Below are 16190 nucleotides of genomic sequence, written 5' to 3'. Positions count from 1 at the left end.
GAGAGAATAAACCCATTTATTACCAGTAAATAAATAGTAGGACAGTAGTTATTTCTTGGTCAATCGCTCGTCCCGACTCTGTTTGTTTGCTCATCAACTGTAATGCTCCCAACCAACTCTCGATGTGGATATGGAATGTTAATCCCTTCTGCATCGAATTGCTCTTTTACCGATTGTACATATTCGCTTTTTGTCTTTACAAAATCCGCTCTGTTCGGACTTTCAATCCAGATTCGCGACTGTAAGCCGACATGTGAATCCCCTAGCTCTGTCACGCGCACCGATGGTTCCGGATCGTTCATAATATCTGGATGCGCTTTTGCTTCCTCGATGATTATATCGGTTGCCTGCTCAATATCTTCGTCGTATCCGATCCCGAACAGAACCCGTAGTCTGAGCTTTTCGTTCGCAACTGGATTTTTAATTACACTGTCTGTTAATTCTGAATTAGGAACTGTTAACAGTTCATTGTCGAACGTCTTGACCCGAGTAACGCGTAAACTAATATCCTGCACGATCCCTGAATTACCGTCCCACTCTACCCAGTCATTGATCCGAAATGGCCGTTCTATAAAAATGAACAGTCCTGAAACAAAATTTCGGATAACATTCTGCATCGCAAATCCGACTGCCAGCGTTGCAGCAGCGGCGACAGCTGCTAACGCCGTGAGAAAGTTCCCAAATCCAGCCACTCCGAATGCAACTGCAATGGCGGCAAACATGACAACAAATCGACTAGCCTTCAACAGAGGTCTCCGTGCGTGTTCGTCAATATCGCGCTTTTGAAGTGCTCTACTGAAGAGTGGAATCGCAGTCTGCTTTCCAACGTAGTACAAAGCTATGAATGCAACAATAAAAATCGCATAAGGCATTGCTGCGTCGACGATAATGACTACGGGATCAGAGGCTATTCCCAGTGTATCAATTAAATCACTAATCACTCCAAAAAACATTGTCATTCTCGATAGAACACGGCTGTATTTCCACGTGTTTCCACGAGTTCTGCATCAACCTGTGAAGCGAGTTGCTCTGCTAACTCCTCCGTTGAGGTACCTCCACGTGCAGCACGAAGAAACTTTACTTTAACTAAGTCATCATCATCCAACTGCCGATCTGCTTCCTCTACCACGGCCTCGACACCGTTTTTCCCAACCCAAACTGTAACATCTAAATCATGTGCTCGTGCACGCAAGTCAGAACGACTCATTGAGTATTTAAATGGCATCTTAAGGCTTGATTCTTTTGGCTTCTAACAACGAGTCGTAGGATAATATTACATTCTGCTTGGATAGAATATACGACTTACAGCGGCAGCGAGACGAACGCCATCTCTACGATGCGGAAGCGGATGCAAGAAGCCGGGCAGACCGCGTTCAACGATGTGTTCCGCGACAAGGAACAACGGTTCGTTCATGACCAACTCCACACGGTGTCACGGCGCGTGGTCGAGTGGATTCACCGGTTCGACAGTCCTGTAATTGTCTTTGAAGACCTCAAAGACATGAGAGATGATATTGAGTACGGGACTCGAATGAATCGGCGACTCCATTCACTACCGTTCGCCAAACTCCGCGACTTTATCACGTACAAGGCCGCATGGTGCGGGATTCCGTCAGATGATATTGACCCGGAGTACACCAGCCAACAGTGTCCAGTCTGTGGCCACACAGACCGGGCGAACCGTCACAAGAAACGGTTCAAGTGCTGTGGGTGCGATCATCAAGACCACGCTGACCGTGGCGCTGGTATCAGTGTCGCGCAGAAGTGGTTGAGAACACAAGACAATAGAAATGTGCCTGCTCTCAACACACTCCCACAGGTGCAGAAGTGGAAGTTGCGACGGCAGGCATCGGGACCTGTGGACGGCCCAACCGTGACCTCTGATACCGTTCAAGGCGACCAGACCGAGGGTATCCGAGGCGTGTCCGACTGATCCACGGGAAGAACCTCGGGGCTTGACCCCGAGGCAGTTGACGTGAGAGCGTCACCCCAGAGTGTTATTCTTAACTGAGACGCAGTATGATCGTTCCGAGGCGGACCAGCCGCCCGAGGAAGTGGTTAATACGGGATTCAGACCACCAGTTGTGGACTCCGGCAAGCACGAGAACTCTGTCTGTGTAGGGGTGGCCCTTCGTCTTGCTACCTCTGTAAAATGCTATTTTCCATCTCTATTCGATAACTCTTACATCCTTCCCTATCTGATTATATGTATGCACTACAGAGACCTGTCGGACCATGAAGTATATGTGCCTGGAGAGGGCCTTGTGGAGGTTGCCAGAGAGCTGGGGATGGATCCAGAGGAGCTAGTCGCGCTGGGGTCTAACGAGAATCCGCATGGTCCCCCGGAGAACGCCATTGATGCTATTTCATCGGCTGCCTCTTCTGTTCACGAATACCCAAAATCTAGTCATACTGACCTTACTGAGTCTCTTGCTAAACATTGGGACGTGTCCCCGGAACAAGTATGGCTTTCTCCTGGCGCTGACGGGGCAATTGACTACCTCTCTCGGGCTGTTCTTCGGCCTGGTGATCGCATTCTTGTTCCTCAACCAGGATTTTCATACTACGCTATGAGCAGTCGGTATCACCATGGTGCTGTTGAACACTATCCAGTCTCTCGAGAAAGTGATTTTACAGTTACCGATGAGACCGTCCTTGAGGCATATGACGACCACCGTATCGTGTTTCTCACCAGTCCACATAACCCGACTGGATCTGTTGTCACGCACGATACAATCCGTTCGATTGCCGCTCAGACCGATTCGGATACACTTGTGGTCGTTGACGAAGCGTATGGTGAATTTTCATCAATAGCGAGTGCTCGTGAATTGCTTGACCACCGAGATGATATTGCTGTTCTCCGTACGTTTTCAAAAGCCTATGGACTTGCTGGCCTTCGAGTGGGATATGCGTTGGTTCCTGATTCGTGGGCAGACGCATATGGTCGGATTAATACGCCATTTGCCGTAAATGAAATAGCCTGTCGAGCCGCATCCGCCGCACTTGCAGATCAGTCCCACGTAGAAAAAACCGTAAGCTCGGCTAAAACGCAGCGGAAGCGCCTCCAGTCCGAACTTAAGGTTCCAACGTGGGAGAGCCAGGGTAATTTTGTCCTCGCAGAGGTCGGTGACGCCAGCACTGTCTCAGACCAACTCAAACAACGAGGGGTCATCGTGAGAGATTGTTCAAGCTTTGGTCTTTCAGACTGCATCCGCATTTCATGTGGAACTGAGCAAGAAACAACCGAAGCAATAAATGCAGTAAATGATGTTGTAGCTGCTTTAAGTTCCTCTCACGGTGACTGACCATGCGGGTCGCAGTAACCGGAACTCCTGGCACAGGAAAGACATCGGCGACTAACGCTCTTGAAACTGATCTTGATGTAGTTCATCTAAATGATGTCATCAAACAAGAGCAACTATACACAGACACTGATGAGAACCGCGATAGTGTCATTGCTGACATCAATGAGATTGCTGAACGGTATACTGATCAAACTAACCTCATATTCGAGTCCCATCTTTCTCATTATCTCCCGGTTGACCGTGTAATCGTGCTAAGAGCCCATCCAGAGACCATTGAAAAGCGACTTGAGCAACGAGAGGAACCGCAAGCAACCATCAAAGAAAATGCAAGAAGCGAAGCGCTTGATGTAATTTTATCAGAGGCAGTTGACCAACATGGTCTAGACTCAGTGTATGAAATAACAACAACTAACCGCACCCCTGAGGAAGTTGCAGGTGAGATTCAAGCAGTCATTGAAGAGAACCGCTCGCCAAATGCAGGTAAAGTATCATACCTTGATTACATCGATGACATATGACACTTGATCGATTTCGCAACACTGCAGATCGAGTTACAAGCCCATTCGTTACTGCGGCTGACCGGGCCGGCCTTACGCCAAACTCAGTTAGTGTGCTTGGACTTATTGCCGCGGCCTTTGCAGGTCTCTGTTTTTATTTTGCTATGGAGGCCCATTGGCTGTATGCAGCGGGTGGAGTATTCGTTGCATTAAATGGGCTTCTTGATCTTATTGATGGAGCACTCGCTCGTAAACAACAAGTCAGCTCACGGGCTGGAGATCTGCTTGATCACGTCATTGATCGGTACGCTGATGTGATTCTCATTGCCGGTCTCGCAGCCGGTGTACAGCAGTATGCAATTGGATTTCTAGCTGTTACTGGTGTGTTGCTTACCTCCTATCTTGGCACCCAGACACAAGCAATCGGACTTGAACGCGAATATGGCGGATTACTTGGACGTGCTGACCGCCTTGCGCTCATTGGCCTCATCGGATTTGTTATGTTTGTGTATTCCGATCCTGTGTATGGATATACTGTTGTTGGCTGGCTTTTGATTATTTTTGCTGTTGTCGGACATCTCACAGCTATTCAACGGTTTTTCGGTGCCTGGCGGTCACTGAATGAATAGCTGTGTGGTATTACAGCAAAAATCAGATGGCAGCTCCGGATTTTGACGCAAAATAACTAATATTTGACATATAAAACAGTGTTCCAGAACAACGCATCATTTATGCATACTGCTGTGTTAGAAGAAGGCATGGTCCAATGCGAGCTTTGTGGCACTGAGACCGACTCGCCTACAAAGATTAAAGTTGAAGGGGCAGAACTCCAGGTCTGTTCAAACTGTGCTGACTTTGGTACGGAAGTTGAGACCTCTGAGTCATCTTCATCTACATCTACGAAATATTCGACCGATTCCTCGGATACAACAAGTACGACAGCATCTTCTGGCCAGACTTCCTCTAGGTCCTATTCCTCATCAAGCCAACAGAGTGATATGTTTGACTCTGTTGACGAACTTGCCCAGGATTACGACAAGCAACTTCGCCAAGCGCGCGAAGACCGAGGGCTTTCGCAGGCTGAACTGGCCAAACAAATCAACGAGAAGGCGAGCCTCATTCGAAAAGTTGAGCGCGGTGACACACTCCCGAGTGATGATCTGCAAGCCAAACTTGAGAACTTCTTCGATATCTCTCTCAGTGCTGGTGGTAGTGATGACGGATCGACTGATTGGCAAGGATCTAGTGGTACCGATGGATATACTCTCGGAGATGTAGTTGAACGGAAAGACTGAGCGCTAGCCTACTCATAACAATTTTTGGTGTGCTTTGCTGTGAGAAGTAAGCTACTACTATCGGGAGTGAATACGTACAGATAATTAGTATGTTTATCCTGATCAATCTGAAGGCCTACGACTGTGACCCTATCGAAATCGCTGCTGCTGCTGCAAACGCTGAAACTTCACAGAACGTTAACCTAGCCGTTGCACCACAACTGCCATCACTCGACTCAGTCTCAGATTATAATATTGAGACATGGAGCCAACACATTGACCCAATCGATTACGGTAGTCACACCGGTTCTGTCTTACCTGAATCTGTTGCTGCTGCTGGAGCAACGGGAACGCTAATTAATCATTCTGAAGAACGGCTTAAGCTCGCTGATATTGACGCTGCTATACAATCTGCAACACGAGCTGGCCTTTCTACCGTTGTTTGTGCAAACAATCCAAATCAGGCTGCCGCAGTTGCTCATCTTGGTCCAGATGCTATTGCAATTGAACCGCCTGAGCTGATTGGGTCAGGAACCCCGGTTAGCAAAGCAGATCCTAACATTGTCGAGGATGCGGTTGCTGCTGTTACAGCAGTCGATGAGTCTGTCGATGTCTACTGCGGTGCTGGTATTTCAAGCGGCGAGGACGTTGCTGCTGCGGATCGTCTTGGTGCCGATGGTGTATTACTTGCCAGTGGTGTTGCAAAATCAGACTCCCCTCGCTCTGTCATCGAGGACCTCGCCTCCGGAATCACTTCGTGAACACTTCTAGCTGATTTATTTACGGACTTTTTGAGCGGACGCGGAGTTTGCCCCCCGGCTGTTGACGTGTCGTTTCTGAGATTATAATCCAACTCTTCTCCAGTCATACCTAGAAAAGTTAAACACGCTTGAGCCCCCATCACAGACATGGACATGTATTCCGTAGCGAGGTGGTGCCTGTGAGCGTTGCTGATACAGAGAGTCTCTCCGAAGAAGAGCTGGCTGGTCTAGAGTTAGTCCGGGAAACCGGTGGTATTTATCAGAGTGAATTTTGGAAAAAACTGGATGTCTCTTCGCGAAAAGGTAGCCGTATTGTTAGTGAACTCGTCGAGCAAGACCTTGTTCGGCGAGAGGAAGCCGTCTATGAAGGGCACAATACCTACTATATCATGCCTGCTGCACAGGATCTTGACTTTTCTCTTCTCATGGCCGGTGATATGCTTTCTCCGTTCGTTGGCGAGGAAGAACTTGATCCACACAGTGACGCTTTTTCACAGTGGATCATGAACCTTGTATACGAAGAATAACTTAACTTCCCACATTCATTCTTTACGTCGTATATATTCTCGCACCGCAGAATAGTCAACTGTACCAGATGCCGTTCGTGGTAGTTCTTCGACCGTAACAACTGTTTTTGGTACTTTGTATGACGCCAACTTGGTGCCACAGAGTTCATTTACCTCTATCTCGGTTATTTCTCCTACTATTGCGGCTGCTACTTTTTCTCCCCAGTGCTCATCTTCAATCCCTACAACAGCAACAGCAGAGACATCTGGATGTCCTTCGATTACATCAGCTACTTCTTCAGGATGAACATTTTCTCCGCCTGTAACAATCATTCTGTCTTTACGACCGATGACTGCAATCATTCCATTCTCTGTCACTCGGCCAATATCCCCTGTATGAAATCCATGTTCACTTATTCGTTTGCTTGTTGCTTGTTTATCGTTGTAGTAGCCAGTTGTCACTGATGGTCCCTCAATCACGATTTCTCCTGTTTCACCAGCAGGCATTGACTCTCCGTCCTGGATGATTTTCACGTCCATCTGGAATAACGGCCGACCCACATACTCTGGATACCTGTAAGCTTCCAGTGGTGTCGCGGTGGCAATCTGAGATGATGCTTCTGTCATACCATATGTTGGATAGATTGGGAGTCTTCTACGTTTGCATCTTTCAATAAGGTCAGGGGGCGTTTTGGCTCCTCCACAGAGAATGAACCGAAGCAGTGGAAGACTTCCTGCGTTAAGAATCTCTTGCAGCATCGTGGGTACTACGGAAATCCCTGATACACTGTGGTTTTCAATCAGCCTTATAGTATGATTTGGCTCAAAATTAGCCTGCAGTACGACAGTCGTTCCATACAACACTGACCGTATAATCGGGGCAATACCGCCCATGTGGTACGTTGGAAGTGGATCTAGCCAACGGTCTTGTTGATCAATCCCTAATCGCATTGCAGACCCGACAGCACTTGATCCTAAATTGCTTGCCGTCAGTGGAACTGGCTTTGTATCACCGGTTGTCCCAGATGTAAATAAAATCAACCACTTGTCAGGTAGGGGTATGTTGTCGATTGACTGTTGCTGAGACTCAAACAGCCCGACACATCCATCTTCCGTTGGTATACCATCTGTCTGAATTCCGGTAATCTGACCATTTTCAGCCAGTGATGTAGCAATTTCGTTAGTCGTAGTGTTGTACATCACTGATTGCGCATCGACTAACTCTAATTGGCTGAGCAACACTTCTTTCGGCCGGGTAGGATTTAGCGGGATTACTGTCTTCCCTGCGCGAATGCCAGCAAACAAATCAATCGCAAATGACAGTGGTAAGTTAGAGAGACAGCCTATGTGGGCTGTGTTATTAAGATGCTGGACAAGGTGCTTCGCTCGATCCTCTACTATTCGATGAAATTCTTGATACGAAAGTGAGTCTCCCTTTGATGGGGATACTACTGCCTCCTTATTCGGAGAGATATTTGCCCGTCGAGCAAGCCAATCTCGACAATACCAATCAGCATCAATCATACATCATATCTTTTCTTATCAGTTGCACGTATGTCCCAGTGTCGCTTACATTTCCATTTACTGATCATCCTTCTAATATTGCCAGGTAACTGCAAAAAGAGGTGAATTATATGTCTTCATACCACACCTATATATCATGGACGAACAGGAACTTATTGACCTTCTGCTGGACGACGCCCGTCGATCAACTGAAGACATTGCGCGTATCCTTAACACTGATGTGGAATCTGTTGAAGCCGCAATTAAGCAGTTGGAAGAAAAAGGCATCATTCGTGGATACCAAGCGGTTATCGACTGGGGTGAGACAAGTGATGAGCGAGTTCGAGCTGAAGTTGAACTCAATGTTAAACTCGACCGCGAAACAAGCTATATTGATATTGCTGATCGACTTGTCCAATTCCCTGAAGTCGAGTCGCTTCAACTTGTTTCTGGTGACTATGATTTCCACATGCGTGTTGAAGGCGATTCGATGCGTGAAGTTTCTCAGTTTGTTAGCGACCAAATTGCACCGATTCCAGAGATTACCCAGACCGTTACACACTACGTTATGGACCGTTACAAAGAAAATGGGGTCGCCTTCAACGGCGGCGACGATGATGACCGACTATCGATATCACCATGACTGCTGAAGAGCCCAAACAAGCATCGGCGTTTAATATTGCTGAGCGCGTTAAGGAAGTTCCGCCTTCGGGAATTCGACGCTTCTTTGAGTTGGCTGAGGAGGCAGATGATGTTATTTCGTTAGGTGTTGGTGAGCCAGATTTTTCAGCTCCGTGGGCAGCACGTGACGCAGCGATCCACTCACTAGAACGGGGCCGAACTTCATATACCTCTAACCGGGGGAAGCGAGAGCTTCGAGAAGCTATCGCATCGACTGTTGACCAACAGTATAATCTCTCTTATGATTCGGATGAAGAGATTATTGTTACTACTGGAGTTAGTGAGGCTGTTGACGTGGCTTTGCGGGCTATTGTTGAACCTGGTGATACCGTTGCTGTTCCCGATCCATCATATGTTTCCTATCAACCAGAAGTAACATTTGCCGGAGGAAATCCACTTCCAGTTTCTACTCGGGATGACCAGTTCAAGCTAACTCGAGATGCACTTGAGAGTGCTGGAGCCCAGGATGCTGACGCATTGTTGATGTGCTATCCTAATAATCCTACAGGAGCCATCATGACACAAGCTGATCTGGAACCAATTGCAGAGTTTGCAAAAGAGCATGATCTGCTTGTTCTCTCAGATGAAATCTATGCTGATCTGACATACACGACTGACCACGTCTCAATTGCTACACTCCCAGGGATGCGTGAGCGGACAATTGTGTTCAATGGGTTTTCGAAAGCCTATGCTATGACCGGGCTTCGTCTGGGATATGCAATGGGGCCTGCGGATGCAATTGGCGCAATGAATAAGATTCATCAGTATTCAATGCTGTCTGCTCCTACAACAGCACAGTATGCAGCAATCGAGGCATTACGATCCTGCCAAGACTCCGTCGAAGAAATGCTCTCCCACTACGATCGCCGCCGCCGATTCGTTCTTTCACGGCTTGATGAATTAGGCATTGATTGCTTTGAAGCTGAAGGCGCATTCTATGTTTTCCCCGAAGCGCCTGGCGGTGATGCACATGGGTTTGCAGAAGACCTTCTCACTGAAGCTGGCGTCGCAGTTGTTCCGGGCGATGTATTCGGTGATGATGGAACTGGTCATCTCCGGATGTCATATGCAACAAGTCTAGATGAGCTCAAAACAGCATTCAACAGAATTGAGAAGTTCCTTGCTAATTCGGAATACCAATAGGTCCTCCTTCTATTTTATCTCACCTACCTAATCTCTTCTTGCAGTTACAGTGGTACCAAGGCGAAGGTCCCCAGCTTCAGCTGTGGAAGAAGGTCAATGCTCTGCCCACTCAATCATTCGCGCGTAAAATGGATCAGAGCTAAGCGCTCGTTTGTCCCCGACCAAAATTAAGCCTCGCTTTGCTCGAGTTAGTGCTACGTTTACCCGTCTATGATCTTCGAAAATTGGGCCGTCAAGCGATTTGGTTGCAACAAGTGACATTAATATCAGTTCTTTGCTGGATCCCTGAAATCTATCAACAGTGTCAACCGCAACCTGTTCTGGAAGACGCTCACTGAGAACTGATACCTGCGCTCGATACGGGGCAATAACCCCAATGTCTTCGGGCTTGATTCCAGCACTAACTGCACGCTCTACAAGTGTTGCAATGTGGTCTGCTTCTTTATGATCAGTCCGTTGCCTATCATCTCCCGGTATGTCAATAAAGTTTACTTGGCCTTGGAATTCTGAGGGGAGTTTTTCTTGATCTACTGTTGGGAGACCAGAGAGTGACTGACGAGCTATCTCTGCAGTTGCTGGACGTAGTTTTCCATTGTAAAACTCTCTTGAGGCAAACGATTGAATGCGTTGGGCCATCCGATATTGTTGTGTCAACATAACTGATGCATCAGGATATGTGTCCAGCATCCGCTCAAATAGTGATTTTGAAAGGTCTCCTTTGAATGGGCTCTTCGTATCATTTGTACCCTCTGTTTCAACTTGCGTTACTGGTGGTAACTGATGGTGATCCCCAACCAAAATAAACCGATCTGCTAGATTAATTGGGGCTAGTGTTTCAGGCTCTGTCAGTTGTGACGCCTCATCGATCACTGCAACATCAAATGACTGCTCTCTAAGGACGGTAGATCCGCAACTGGCAGCTGTTGCTGCGACTACTGAGGCTGTTTCAAGTTTCTTTGCCTGCTTTTGTGGATCTCCCGACTGCTGTAGCCGTAGATCCATCATGTCTTCTCTAACCCCGGTTGCAGATCCAACTCGAATAATATCTGCAAACCCAATTTCTCGCAATTGCTCAATTGCATTATCAACGGCTCTATTTGTGAATGCGCTTAGCAGGACTCGATTATTGTCCTCGACAAGTTCCTTGATCAGTTTAGCGATTGTGTATGTTTTCCCAGTTCCAGGAGGACCATGTATCAAAAGACAGTCGTTTGCGCCAAGTGCACGCTGAATGGCAGTATTCTGTGCACTATTGTTCGGGATAATTTCTTCACTTACTGCATCAAACGCTGGTGTTTCCTCTCCCATGAGAATTCTTCTTTTTCGCTTTGATCCCCGCAGAAGTGCATCGTGTAATGCGGTAAGCATCCGATCAACAGTTATCTCCGATGGATACACGTCAATTCGCGATAACTCTATAAACTCATCAACACTGATTGTGAGATGATCTGTGGATGCTTTCTCCAGCGTCGCTAATTCTCCTTCTCCGTGGACTGGATCTCCGTCGCTTGCGAGCACTAAGTCTCCCTGCTGGAACTTCCCAACTGAGGTTGCTGGGTTTTTAGCGGTAATTTCCCAACGACCATCCGGGTACTGGTTTGAGTTTACAACTGTGAGATTGATCAATGCCCGATCGTCTGCGAGACGTTCTTCGGGGGTCTGTTCCCATAGTTTTCGATATTCACGGTGAATTGCTCTCCGCTCTTTTTCAATTGCATCATATGTCGTGTCAAAATATTGTCGATGTTGTTCAGGAATCGCTGTTCCAATCGCTCCAGCCTTTGACTCTTGATCTAAACGACCCGAGACAACGAGACATGTATCTTGTACAAAACATCTGTCACAATCTGCATCTCCTTCGTAACCGGTTGGAACCTCAATATCGTATTCCATCGCAGCAATTTCGTTTCGTGCTCTCACAGCAAAATCTAACAGACCATTCCGAATAGAGAATTCCTTAGCCGGTGACAAATCGCCAGATACATCTGTTCGATCAACAACTGCGTTTTTCGTATACAGTAAGATTCCGGTATCAACTTCGAGACCACGTTCAGTGAGCATCAATGCATAGCAAGCGGCCTGAATTTTATCTTGAAACCTCGGTTCTTTTTGCGTGTTTTTTCCAGTTTTCAGCTCCACTGGCATATCACGACGTACTGCATCAGCACGCCCCTTCATTCCGAACATATCGCTTACTAGCAACTGCTCACTTCTCCAGGAATCTGTTCCAGAAAGTGTTGTCTGGGCAAGCCACTGATCAATCGCCTCTGCATGTCCTGCTACCTTTGCTCTGACTGTTTCTTGGTCCATCCCAAGTAGACCGATATCTAATGAGGCAGCATTAATTCGCTTCGTGATTGCGTCTGCTCGATCTTGCCCATGTAGTAAGTCTTCAAACACTTCGTGCACAAGTGTCCCAATTAGTAATGGCTCAGATTGTCGTGCACTGTCCAGCTTTGACAAGTAATACTGCCGGGGACATTGCACCCATTCTCTGATATCTGTTACATCAACGAGAAAATCTGGCTCAACAATGACATACGAGTCGCCCGTTGTTGCGTATTTATTTTCTTTTCCTGTCTGCTGCTTTAGTTCCGTAATCAGCAGTTCCATCCCTGGATCGACCAGAGACGCTGTCTCTGCCCAGTCGCCCCACAGCGTTACTGAGTTGTTATCACCTGCTTCATCCTGTAATTTTACTGTCGCAACTGATCGGGTTCCATATCTTGTCGTTACCTCTTCTGGGGTATCCGTCTCAGTTACCGTCCCCCGGATCACGTACGAGACGCAGTCCCCGATTAGCAAAATACTGTCGTTTCTATTGACCGCTATCCGATACATTGATTCTGGATAATCTCTATATCTGAAAATATGCGAATCCGTGACTGGACGGATATTCTAAATGATGTCGCTGATTCTGGTGTTGATGCAACAGACTGGCGAGCAATTGCCGGGCAACGAAAGAATGGTATTGGAGAAGACCTTTATCTTGCACATCCTGGTGTAGGAGTTTACCATCTCAAGACATATGCCAAGAATCCATTTGACGTCAAAGGTGTTGGTTCGAAAATCGCTCGCTCTATTGATGATGATATAGAACCGCTGTTTCCAGATAAAGGCAATCAGCGGTTCGCCGTCCAGACACCACCAGAAGATGAGTCCGAAGCAGAGCAGATTGCTAAGCAAGTTGAGACCGTACTTGAAACTCATGCAGACGCCCCCACATCGTCTGAAGCACTTTTTGAGGACGTAATGAATGCGCTAAATTCCCCAGCTCACGGCCCCATGACGTTTGACCACCGTGAGCGCCCTGATAAAGTTGACTCCTTATCAACGACGTTCGAAGAAGCTGAAGAACTACTAGACGCAGAACTCTCTCAGCTAATCGAAGAAGATGATGTTGATCGAGGGTTCTATTAGTTAGTGAACTCCCCCTACCTACTCATTCACAGAAATTTCAAGGCGGATGCTGCGGGGCTTGACCCCGAGGTAGTTGACTGCTGACGCAGGGTACTTCTTTGAGGACGAGAGCGTAGCCTGTAGAAGTTAATTCTCGTTCAGATCTCAGCTACTCGATTGATCCACTGATCTGGGTTCTCAATCTCGTTCTTATTTGGAAGGTTCTCTGGTGACTCCCACACTTGTGTAGCCGTTTGTAGATCCGTTTCTTCGATGACAGTATCGAAAAATTCGCGTCCTTTTTCGTACTGCTCACGCTTCATTTCGATTCCAAGCAGGTATCGTAACAACTGTGAGATTGGTCCTGCATTTCGGCGGCGCTGGTCAAGTTTTTCTCGTAACTCTTTGTACTCATCGTCAAATGCTTCATCCATCAGAAGTTCAGCGTATCCCTCAACAACAGTCATTGTTGTTTGCATCTCTGAGAATGCCTCTCTATCAAGTGATCCTTCAGTCAACCCATCTAATCCCTTCTCCATTTGAGAGGTCAAATGATCAGGTAACCATGGTGCTAGCGAGAATTCAGCAGCGTGTGTTACCTCATGAAATGCAATCCAACGACGGAACCGATCATAATCGACATCCAACTCATTTGCTGCACTTTTGATATTTGGCCGTACAAAGTACAAACCATGCTCGTTCTGTGGTGCATCTGCAAGCAACAACGGATCATATTGTCCAAGGACATTTCGGCCAAGAAAACTTAGCGTCACGCTCATACTCCCGGTATTGACGATTCGAGCAATCCCAGGAACAGCGGAGTCAGCACGCTCTTCAAGTGGTTCCATGACACGCTGAAATGTCCTGATATTCGCATCTATCCAGTGATGTCGGTTTTGAATTTCCACCGTTTCAGGAATGTCAAATGTGATTCCAGCAGCTCGCTGGATCTCATTTCGTGCATCCTGAACATCTTTTGCGTATCCTTCTCGCTCGGCCCGGGAGAGATCGATATCTCCAGGTGCTGTCGATGCCTTTGCTGCTTCGGCAACGGCGTCCCAATCAATTAGATTGTTTCCAGAAGCACCTATAACCGCGCGGATACTCCGATATACTGTCACGCAAATACGTTGGTATTGAATGGACAAAACTGTTCCCCACTGCTGGTTCTATGTTAGAAAACTTCTAAGCCAAATCAGAGACCAAGCAAGAGAGTTACTTGTCCATTTTGGCGGCTGGGTTTGTTACAGCTCCATTTTCGGCGGATCCGAACATTTTGCCATATTTAGCAAGTACCCCAGATGTGTACGCTGGTTTTGATTGTTCCCATTCTTCAAGACGTGATTCAAGTTCTTCATCTGAAATCTCTACTGATAGGGAGCGGTCAGGAATATCAACCTCAACAATATCTCCATCCTTTAGCGCAGCAATTGGACCCCCAACATATGCCTCTGGGGCAACATGTCCGATCATTGGTCCTCGAGTAGCCCCTGAGAACCGACCATCTGTGATTAATGCCACATCGTCTTCGTGTCCCTGTCCAACAACAGCTGCTGTGACTCCGAGCATTTCTCGCATACCGGGCCCTCCTTGAGGACCTTCGTTTCTAATGACAATGACATCCCCTGACTCAATACCACCTTCCTGCACGTATTCCATCGCATCTTCCTCATTCTCAAAAATCCTCGCTGGTCCCCGATGATAGAGTTCATCATCCCCAGTCACTTTCAATACACTTCCTCCTGGGGCAAGATTTCCAGTTAGTATTTTGATTGCCCCCTGCTTGTACATTGGGTCATCTACTGAGTATAAGAATTCAGCACTTATCTCCTCTTCAGGCGGGAGTTCTCCTGTCTTCTCAAGTTTTTCAAGTTCCTCAGCAAGAGTTCGACCAGTCACTGTCATTGTATCACCATGAATCAAATCAGCATCAAGTAATCGCCGCAGTATAACTGGAACCCCACCAATTTCATGCAGGTCGTTCATTACGTATGTTCCCCCTGGCTGCAAATCTGCAATCTTTGGAGTCTGGTCCGAAATACTGTTAAATTCTTCAATATCTAAATCAATTCCTGCTTCAGCTGCTAATGCCAACAAATGAAGCACTGCGTTGGTTGATCCACCAATAGCAACCTGTAGCGTAATTGCGTTTTCAAATGATCTTTTACTCAGAATATCGGACGGTCGACGGTTTTCATGTGCACACTCAATTGCCAGTTGTGCTGTTTCACGCGCCACTTGATACCTCGATTCCTCTTCAGCCGGTGGGCTTGCACTTCCAAGTGGAGCTAGTCCAAGTGCCTCGGCGATTGAAGCCATTGTATTTGCCGTAAACATCCCTCCACACGCGCCAGCCCCGGGACAGGCATTATGCTCTATCTCGTGGAGTTCTTTATCGTCCATCTCCCCCGTAGCAACTGCTCCAACTCCTTCGAAAACATTCTGAATGGTGATTTCTCGTCCATCATGTTCGCCTGGCATAATTGATCCGGCATACAGAAATGCAGATGGCAGATCTGTTCGTATCATTGCTGCCATCATCCCGGGCATATTCTTATCGCATCCACCAATGGTCACCATTCCATCCATTCTCTCTCCAAATGCTACTAACTCAACTGAATCAGCAATTACCTCCCTTGAGATTAGACTCGCTCGCATTCCTTCTGTCCCCATTGAGATAGCATCTGAGATTGTGATCGTTCCAAACTCAATAGGCATCCCTCCTGCCTCGTCTGTTGTATCCCACACTTCTGCACCTAGCTCATCTAAATGTATATTACAGGGCGTAATATCTGCGGCTGGATTTGCAATTCCAATTAGCGGAGATGATAGATCCCCGTCATCATAACCCATTGCACGAAACATCGCTCTGTGTGGTGCTCGCTCATAGCCGTCAGTGACATCACTGCTTGGAAAATGATCCGGTTTTCCTGTGTCGATATCTGCGGATGAATACTCTTTGTCTGCCATACCCTGACAATGTAGTCTGTATTAATACCATTAGCGAAACTCGACGTCAGTCTTAAACTCATCCCCCGGCTGAACCCATTAACGTTTGCACCGCTACCACGGTAATTCTCGCTAACTTCGAAACCAAAATCATAGCTGTAGACCAAGTATT

At 47.2% G+C, this 16190-nt stretch carries 15 protein-coding genes and 1 pseudogene; 10 read left to right on the top strand and 6 right to left on the bottom strand.

From position 1 onward, the window contains the following. Positions 1-59: 59 nt before the first annotated feature. Positions 60-953, bottom strand: a complete 894-nt coding sequence (locus K0C01_RS00625; RefSeq protein WP_221171156.1) for a mechanosensitive ion channel family protein — start codon at positions 951-953, stop codon at positions 60-62. Between the two features lie 2 nt (positions 954-955). Next, positions 956-1207 (bottom strand): YhbY family RNA-binding protein, encoded by a 252-nt coding sequence (locus K0C01_RS00620; protein WP_221170154.1) that lies wholly within the window; start codon positions 1205-1207, stop codon positions 956-958. A gap of 108 nt (positions 1208-1315) precedes the next feature. Here K0C01_RS00620 and K0C01_RS00615 point away from each other — a divergent pair. The 7 genes and pseudogenes from K0C01_RS00615 to K0C01_RS00585 all read left to right on the top strand — a co-directional run. Then, positions 1316-1933: pseudogene (locus tag K0C01_RS00615) on the top strand (RNA-guided endonuclease TnpB family protein); the annotation flags it as partial. Positions 1934-2210: 277 nt separating this feature from the next. After that, positions 2211-3305 carry a histidinol-phosphate transaminase gene (gene hisC / locus K0C01_RS00610; RefSeq protein ID WP_221170153.1) on the top strand — a complete coding sequence of 365 codons (1095 nt, stop codon included), beginning with the start codon at positions 2211-2213 and terminating at the stop codon, positions 3303-3305. 2 nt (positions 3306-3307) lie between these two features. Beyond that, positions 3308-3823, top strand: a complete 516-nt coding sequence (locus K0C01_RS00605) for an adenylate kinase family protein (protein WP_221170152.1) — start codon at positions 3308-3310, stop codon at positions 3821-3823. Next, positions 3820-4431, top strand: a complete 612-nt coding sequence (locus tag K0C01_RS00600) for a CDP-alcohol phosphatidyltransferase family protein (protein ID WP_221170151.1) — start codon at positions 3820-3822, stop codon at positions 4429-4431. Before K0C01_RS00605 ends, K0C01_RS00600 begins: the two co-directional genes overlap by 4 nt. A gap of 129 nt (positions 4432-4560) precedes the next feature. Continuing rightward, a complete protein-coding gene (locus tag K0C01_RS00595) occupies positions 4561-5097 on the top strand; it encodes a multiprotein bridging factor aMBF1 (protein ID WP_221170150.1) in 537 nt (178 codons plus the stop codon). 89 nt (positions 5098-5186) lie between these two features. Next, the gene (tpiA, locus tag K0C01_RS00590) at positions 5187-5837 is read left to right on the top strand and encodes a triose-phosphate isomerase (protein ID WP_221170149.1); all 651 of its coding nucleotides are present in this window, start codon (positions 5187-5189) and stop codon (positions 5835-5837) included. 173 nt (positions 5838-6010) lie between these two features. Further along, the gene (locus K0C01_RS00585) at positions 6011-6364 is read left to right on the top strand and encodes a helix-turn-helix transcriptional regulator (protein WP_221170148.1); all 354 of its coding nucleotides are present in this window, start codon (positions 6011-6013) and stop codon (positions 6362-6364) included. Between the two features lie 15 nt (positions 6365-6379). Here K0C01_RS00585 and K0C01_RS00580 read toward each other — a convergent pair whose 3' ends face one another. Continuing rightward, positions 6380-7867, bottom strand: coding sequence for a class I adenylate-forming enzyme family protein (locus K0C01_RS00580; RefSeq protein WP_221170147.1), 1488 nt, complete (start codon positions 7865-7867; stop codon positions 6380-6382). A 136-nt stretch (positions 7868-8003) separates the two neighbouring features. On the opposite strand from K0C01_RS00580, the gene K0C01_RS00575 reads away from it, so the two are divergent. Then, positions 8004-8489, top strand: a complete 486-nt coding sequence (locus tag K0C01_RS00575; RefSeq protein ID WP_221170146.1) for an Lrp/AsnC family transcriptional regulator — start codon at positions 8004-8006, stop codon at positions 8487-8489. Further along, positions 8486-9670 carry a pyridoxal phosphate-dependent aminotransferase gene (locus K0C01_RS00570; RefSeq protein WP_221170145.1) on the top strand — a complete coding sequence of 395 codons (1185 nt, stop codon included), beginning with the start codon at positions 8486-8488 and terminating at the stop codon, positions 9668-9670. The genes K0C01_RS00575 and K0C01_RS00570 overlap by 4 nt, the downstream gene beginning before the upstream one ends. 93 nt (positions 9671-9763) lie before the next feature. On the opposite strand, the gene K0C01_RS00565 is transcribed toward K0C01_RS00570, so the two are convergent. Beyond that, entirely contained in the window at positions 9764-12511 is a 2748-nt protein-coding gene (locus K0C01_RS00565; protein ID WP_221170144.1) for an AAA domain-containing protein, read from the bottom strand. A gap of 30 nt (positions 12512-12541) precedes the next feature. Between K0C01_RS00565 and K0C01_RS00560 the strand changes: the two genes are divergently transcribed. Next, positions 12542-13090, top strand: coding sequence for a hypothetical protein (locus K0C01_RS00560; protein WP_221170143.1), 549 nt, complete (start codon positions 12542-12544; stop codon positions 13088-13090). 137 nt (positions 13091-13227) lie between these two features. On the opposite strand, the gene K0C01_RS00555 is transcribed toward K0C01_RS00560, so the two are convergent. Both K0C01_RS00555 and ilvD read right to left on the bottom strand, forming a co-directional pair. Next, the gene (locus tag K0C01_RS00555) at positions 13228-14190 is read right to left on the bottom strand and encodes a zinc-dependent metalloprotease (RefSeq protein ID WP_221170142.1); all 963 of its coding nucleotides are present in this window, start codon (positions 14188-14190) and stop codon (positions 13228-13230) included. A gap of 94 nt (positions 14191-14284) precedes the next feature. Continuing rightward, positions 14285-16039, bottom strand: a complete 1755-nt coding sequence (gene ilvD / locus K0C01_RS00550) for a dihydroxy-acid dehydratase (RefSeq protein WP_221170141.1) — start codon at positions 16037-16039, stop codon at positions 14285-14287. Between the last annotated feature and the right edge of the window lie 151 nt (positions 16040-16190).

It is taken from the genome of Salinarchaeum sp. IM2453, assembly GCF_019693215.1.
Lineage (GTDB): Archaea > Halobacteriota > Halobacteria > Halobacteriales > Salinarchaeaceae > IM2453.
Note: the sequence above shows the minus strand (reverse complement) of the source record. Positions and strands in the feature narration are given on the sequence as shown.

Bases quoted from the DNA above. Each gene is read 5' to 3' on its own strand.
- K0C01_RS00625 (WP_221171156.1), bottom strand. From the start codon at position 953: ATGTTTTTTGGAGTGATTAGTGATTTAATTGATACACTGGGAATAGCC.
- K0C01_RS00620 (WP_221170154.1), bottom strand. From the start codon at position 1,207: ATGAGTCGTTCTGACTTGCGTGCACGAGCACATGATTTAGATGTTACA.
- hisC (WP_221170153.1), top strand. From the start codon at position 2,211: ATGCACTACAGAGACCTGTCGGACCATGAAGTATATGTGCCTGGAGAG.
- K0C01_RS00605 (WP_221170152.1), top strand. From the start codon at position 3,308: ATGCGGGTCGCAGTAACCGGAACTCCTGGCACAGGAAAGACATCGGCG.
- K0C01_RS00600 (WP_221170151.1), top strand. From the start codon at position 3,820: ATGACACTTGATCGATTTCGCAACACTGCAGATCGAGTTACAAGCCCA.
- K0C01_RS00595 (WP_221170150.1), top strand. From the start codon at position 4,561: ATGGTCCAATGCGAGCTTTGTGGCACTGAGACCGACTCGCCTACAAAG.
- tpiA (WP_221170149.1), top strand. From the start codon at position 5,187: ATGTTTATCCTGATCAATCTGAAGGCCTACGACTGTGACCCTATCGAA.
- K0C01_RS00580 (WP_221170147.1), bottom strand. From the start codon at position 7,867: ATGATTGATGCTGATTGGTATTGTCGAGATTGGCTTGCTCGACGGGCA.
- K0C01_RS00575 (WP_221170146.1), top strand. From the start codon at position 8,004: ATGGACGAACAGGAACTTATTGACCTTCTGCTGGACGACGCCCGTCGA.
- K0C01_RS00570 (WP_221170145.1), top strand. From the start codon at position 8,486: ATGACTGCTGAAGAGCCCAAACAAGCATCGGCGTTTAATATTGCTGAG.
- K0C01_RS00565 (WP_221170144.1), bottom strand. From the start codon at position 12,511: ATGTATCGGATAGCGGTCAATAGAAACGACAGTATTTTGCTAATCGGG.
- K0C01_RS00560 (WP_221170143.1), top strand. From the start codon at position 12,542: ATGCGAATCCGTGACTGGACGGATATTCTAAATGATGTCGCTGATTCT.
- ilvD (WP_221170141.1), bottom strand. From the start codon at position 16,039: ATGGCAGACAAAGAGTATTCATCCGCAGATATCGACACAGGAAAACCG.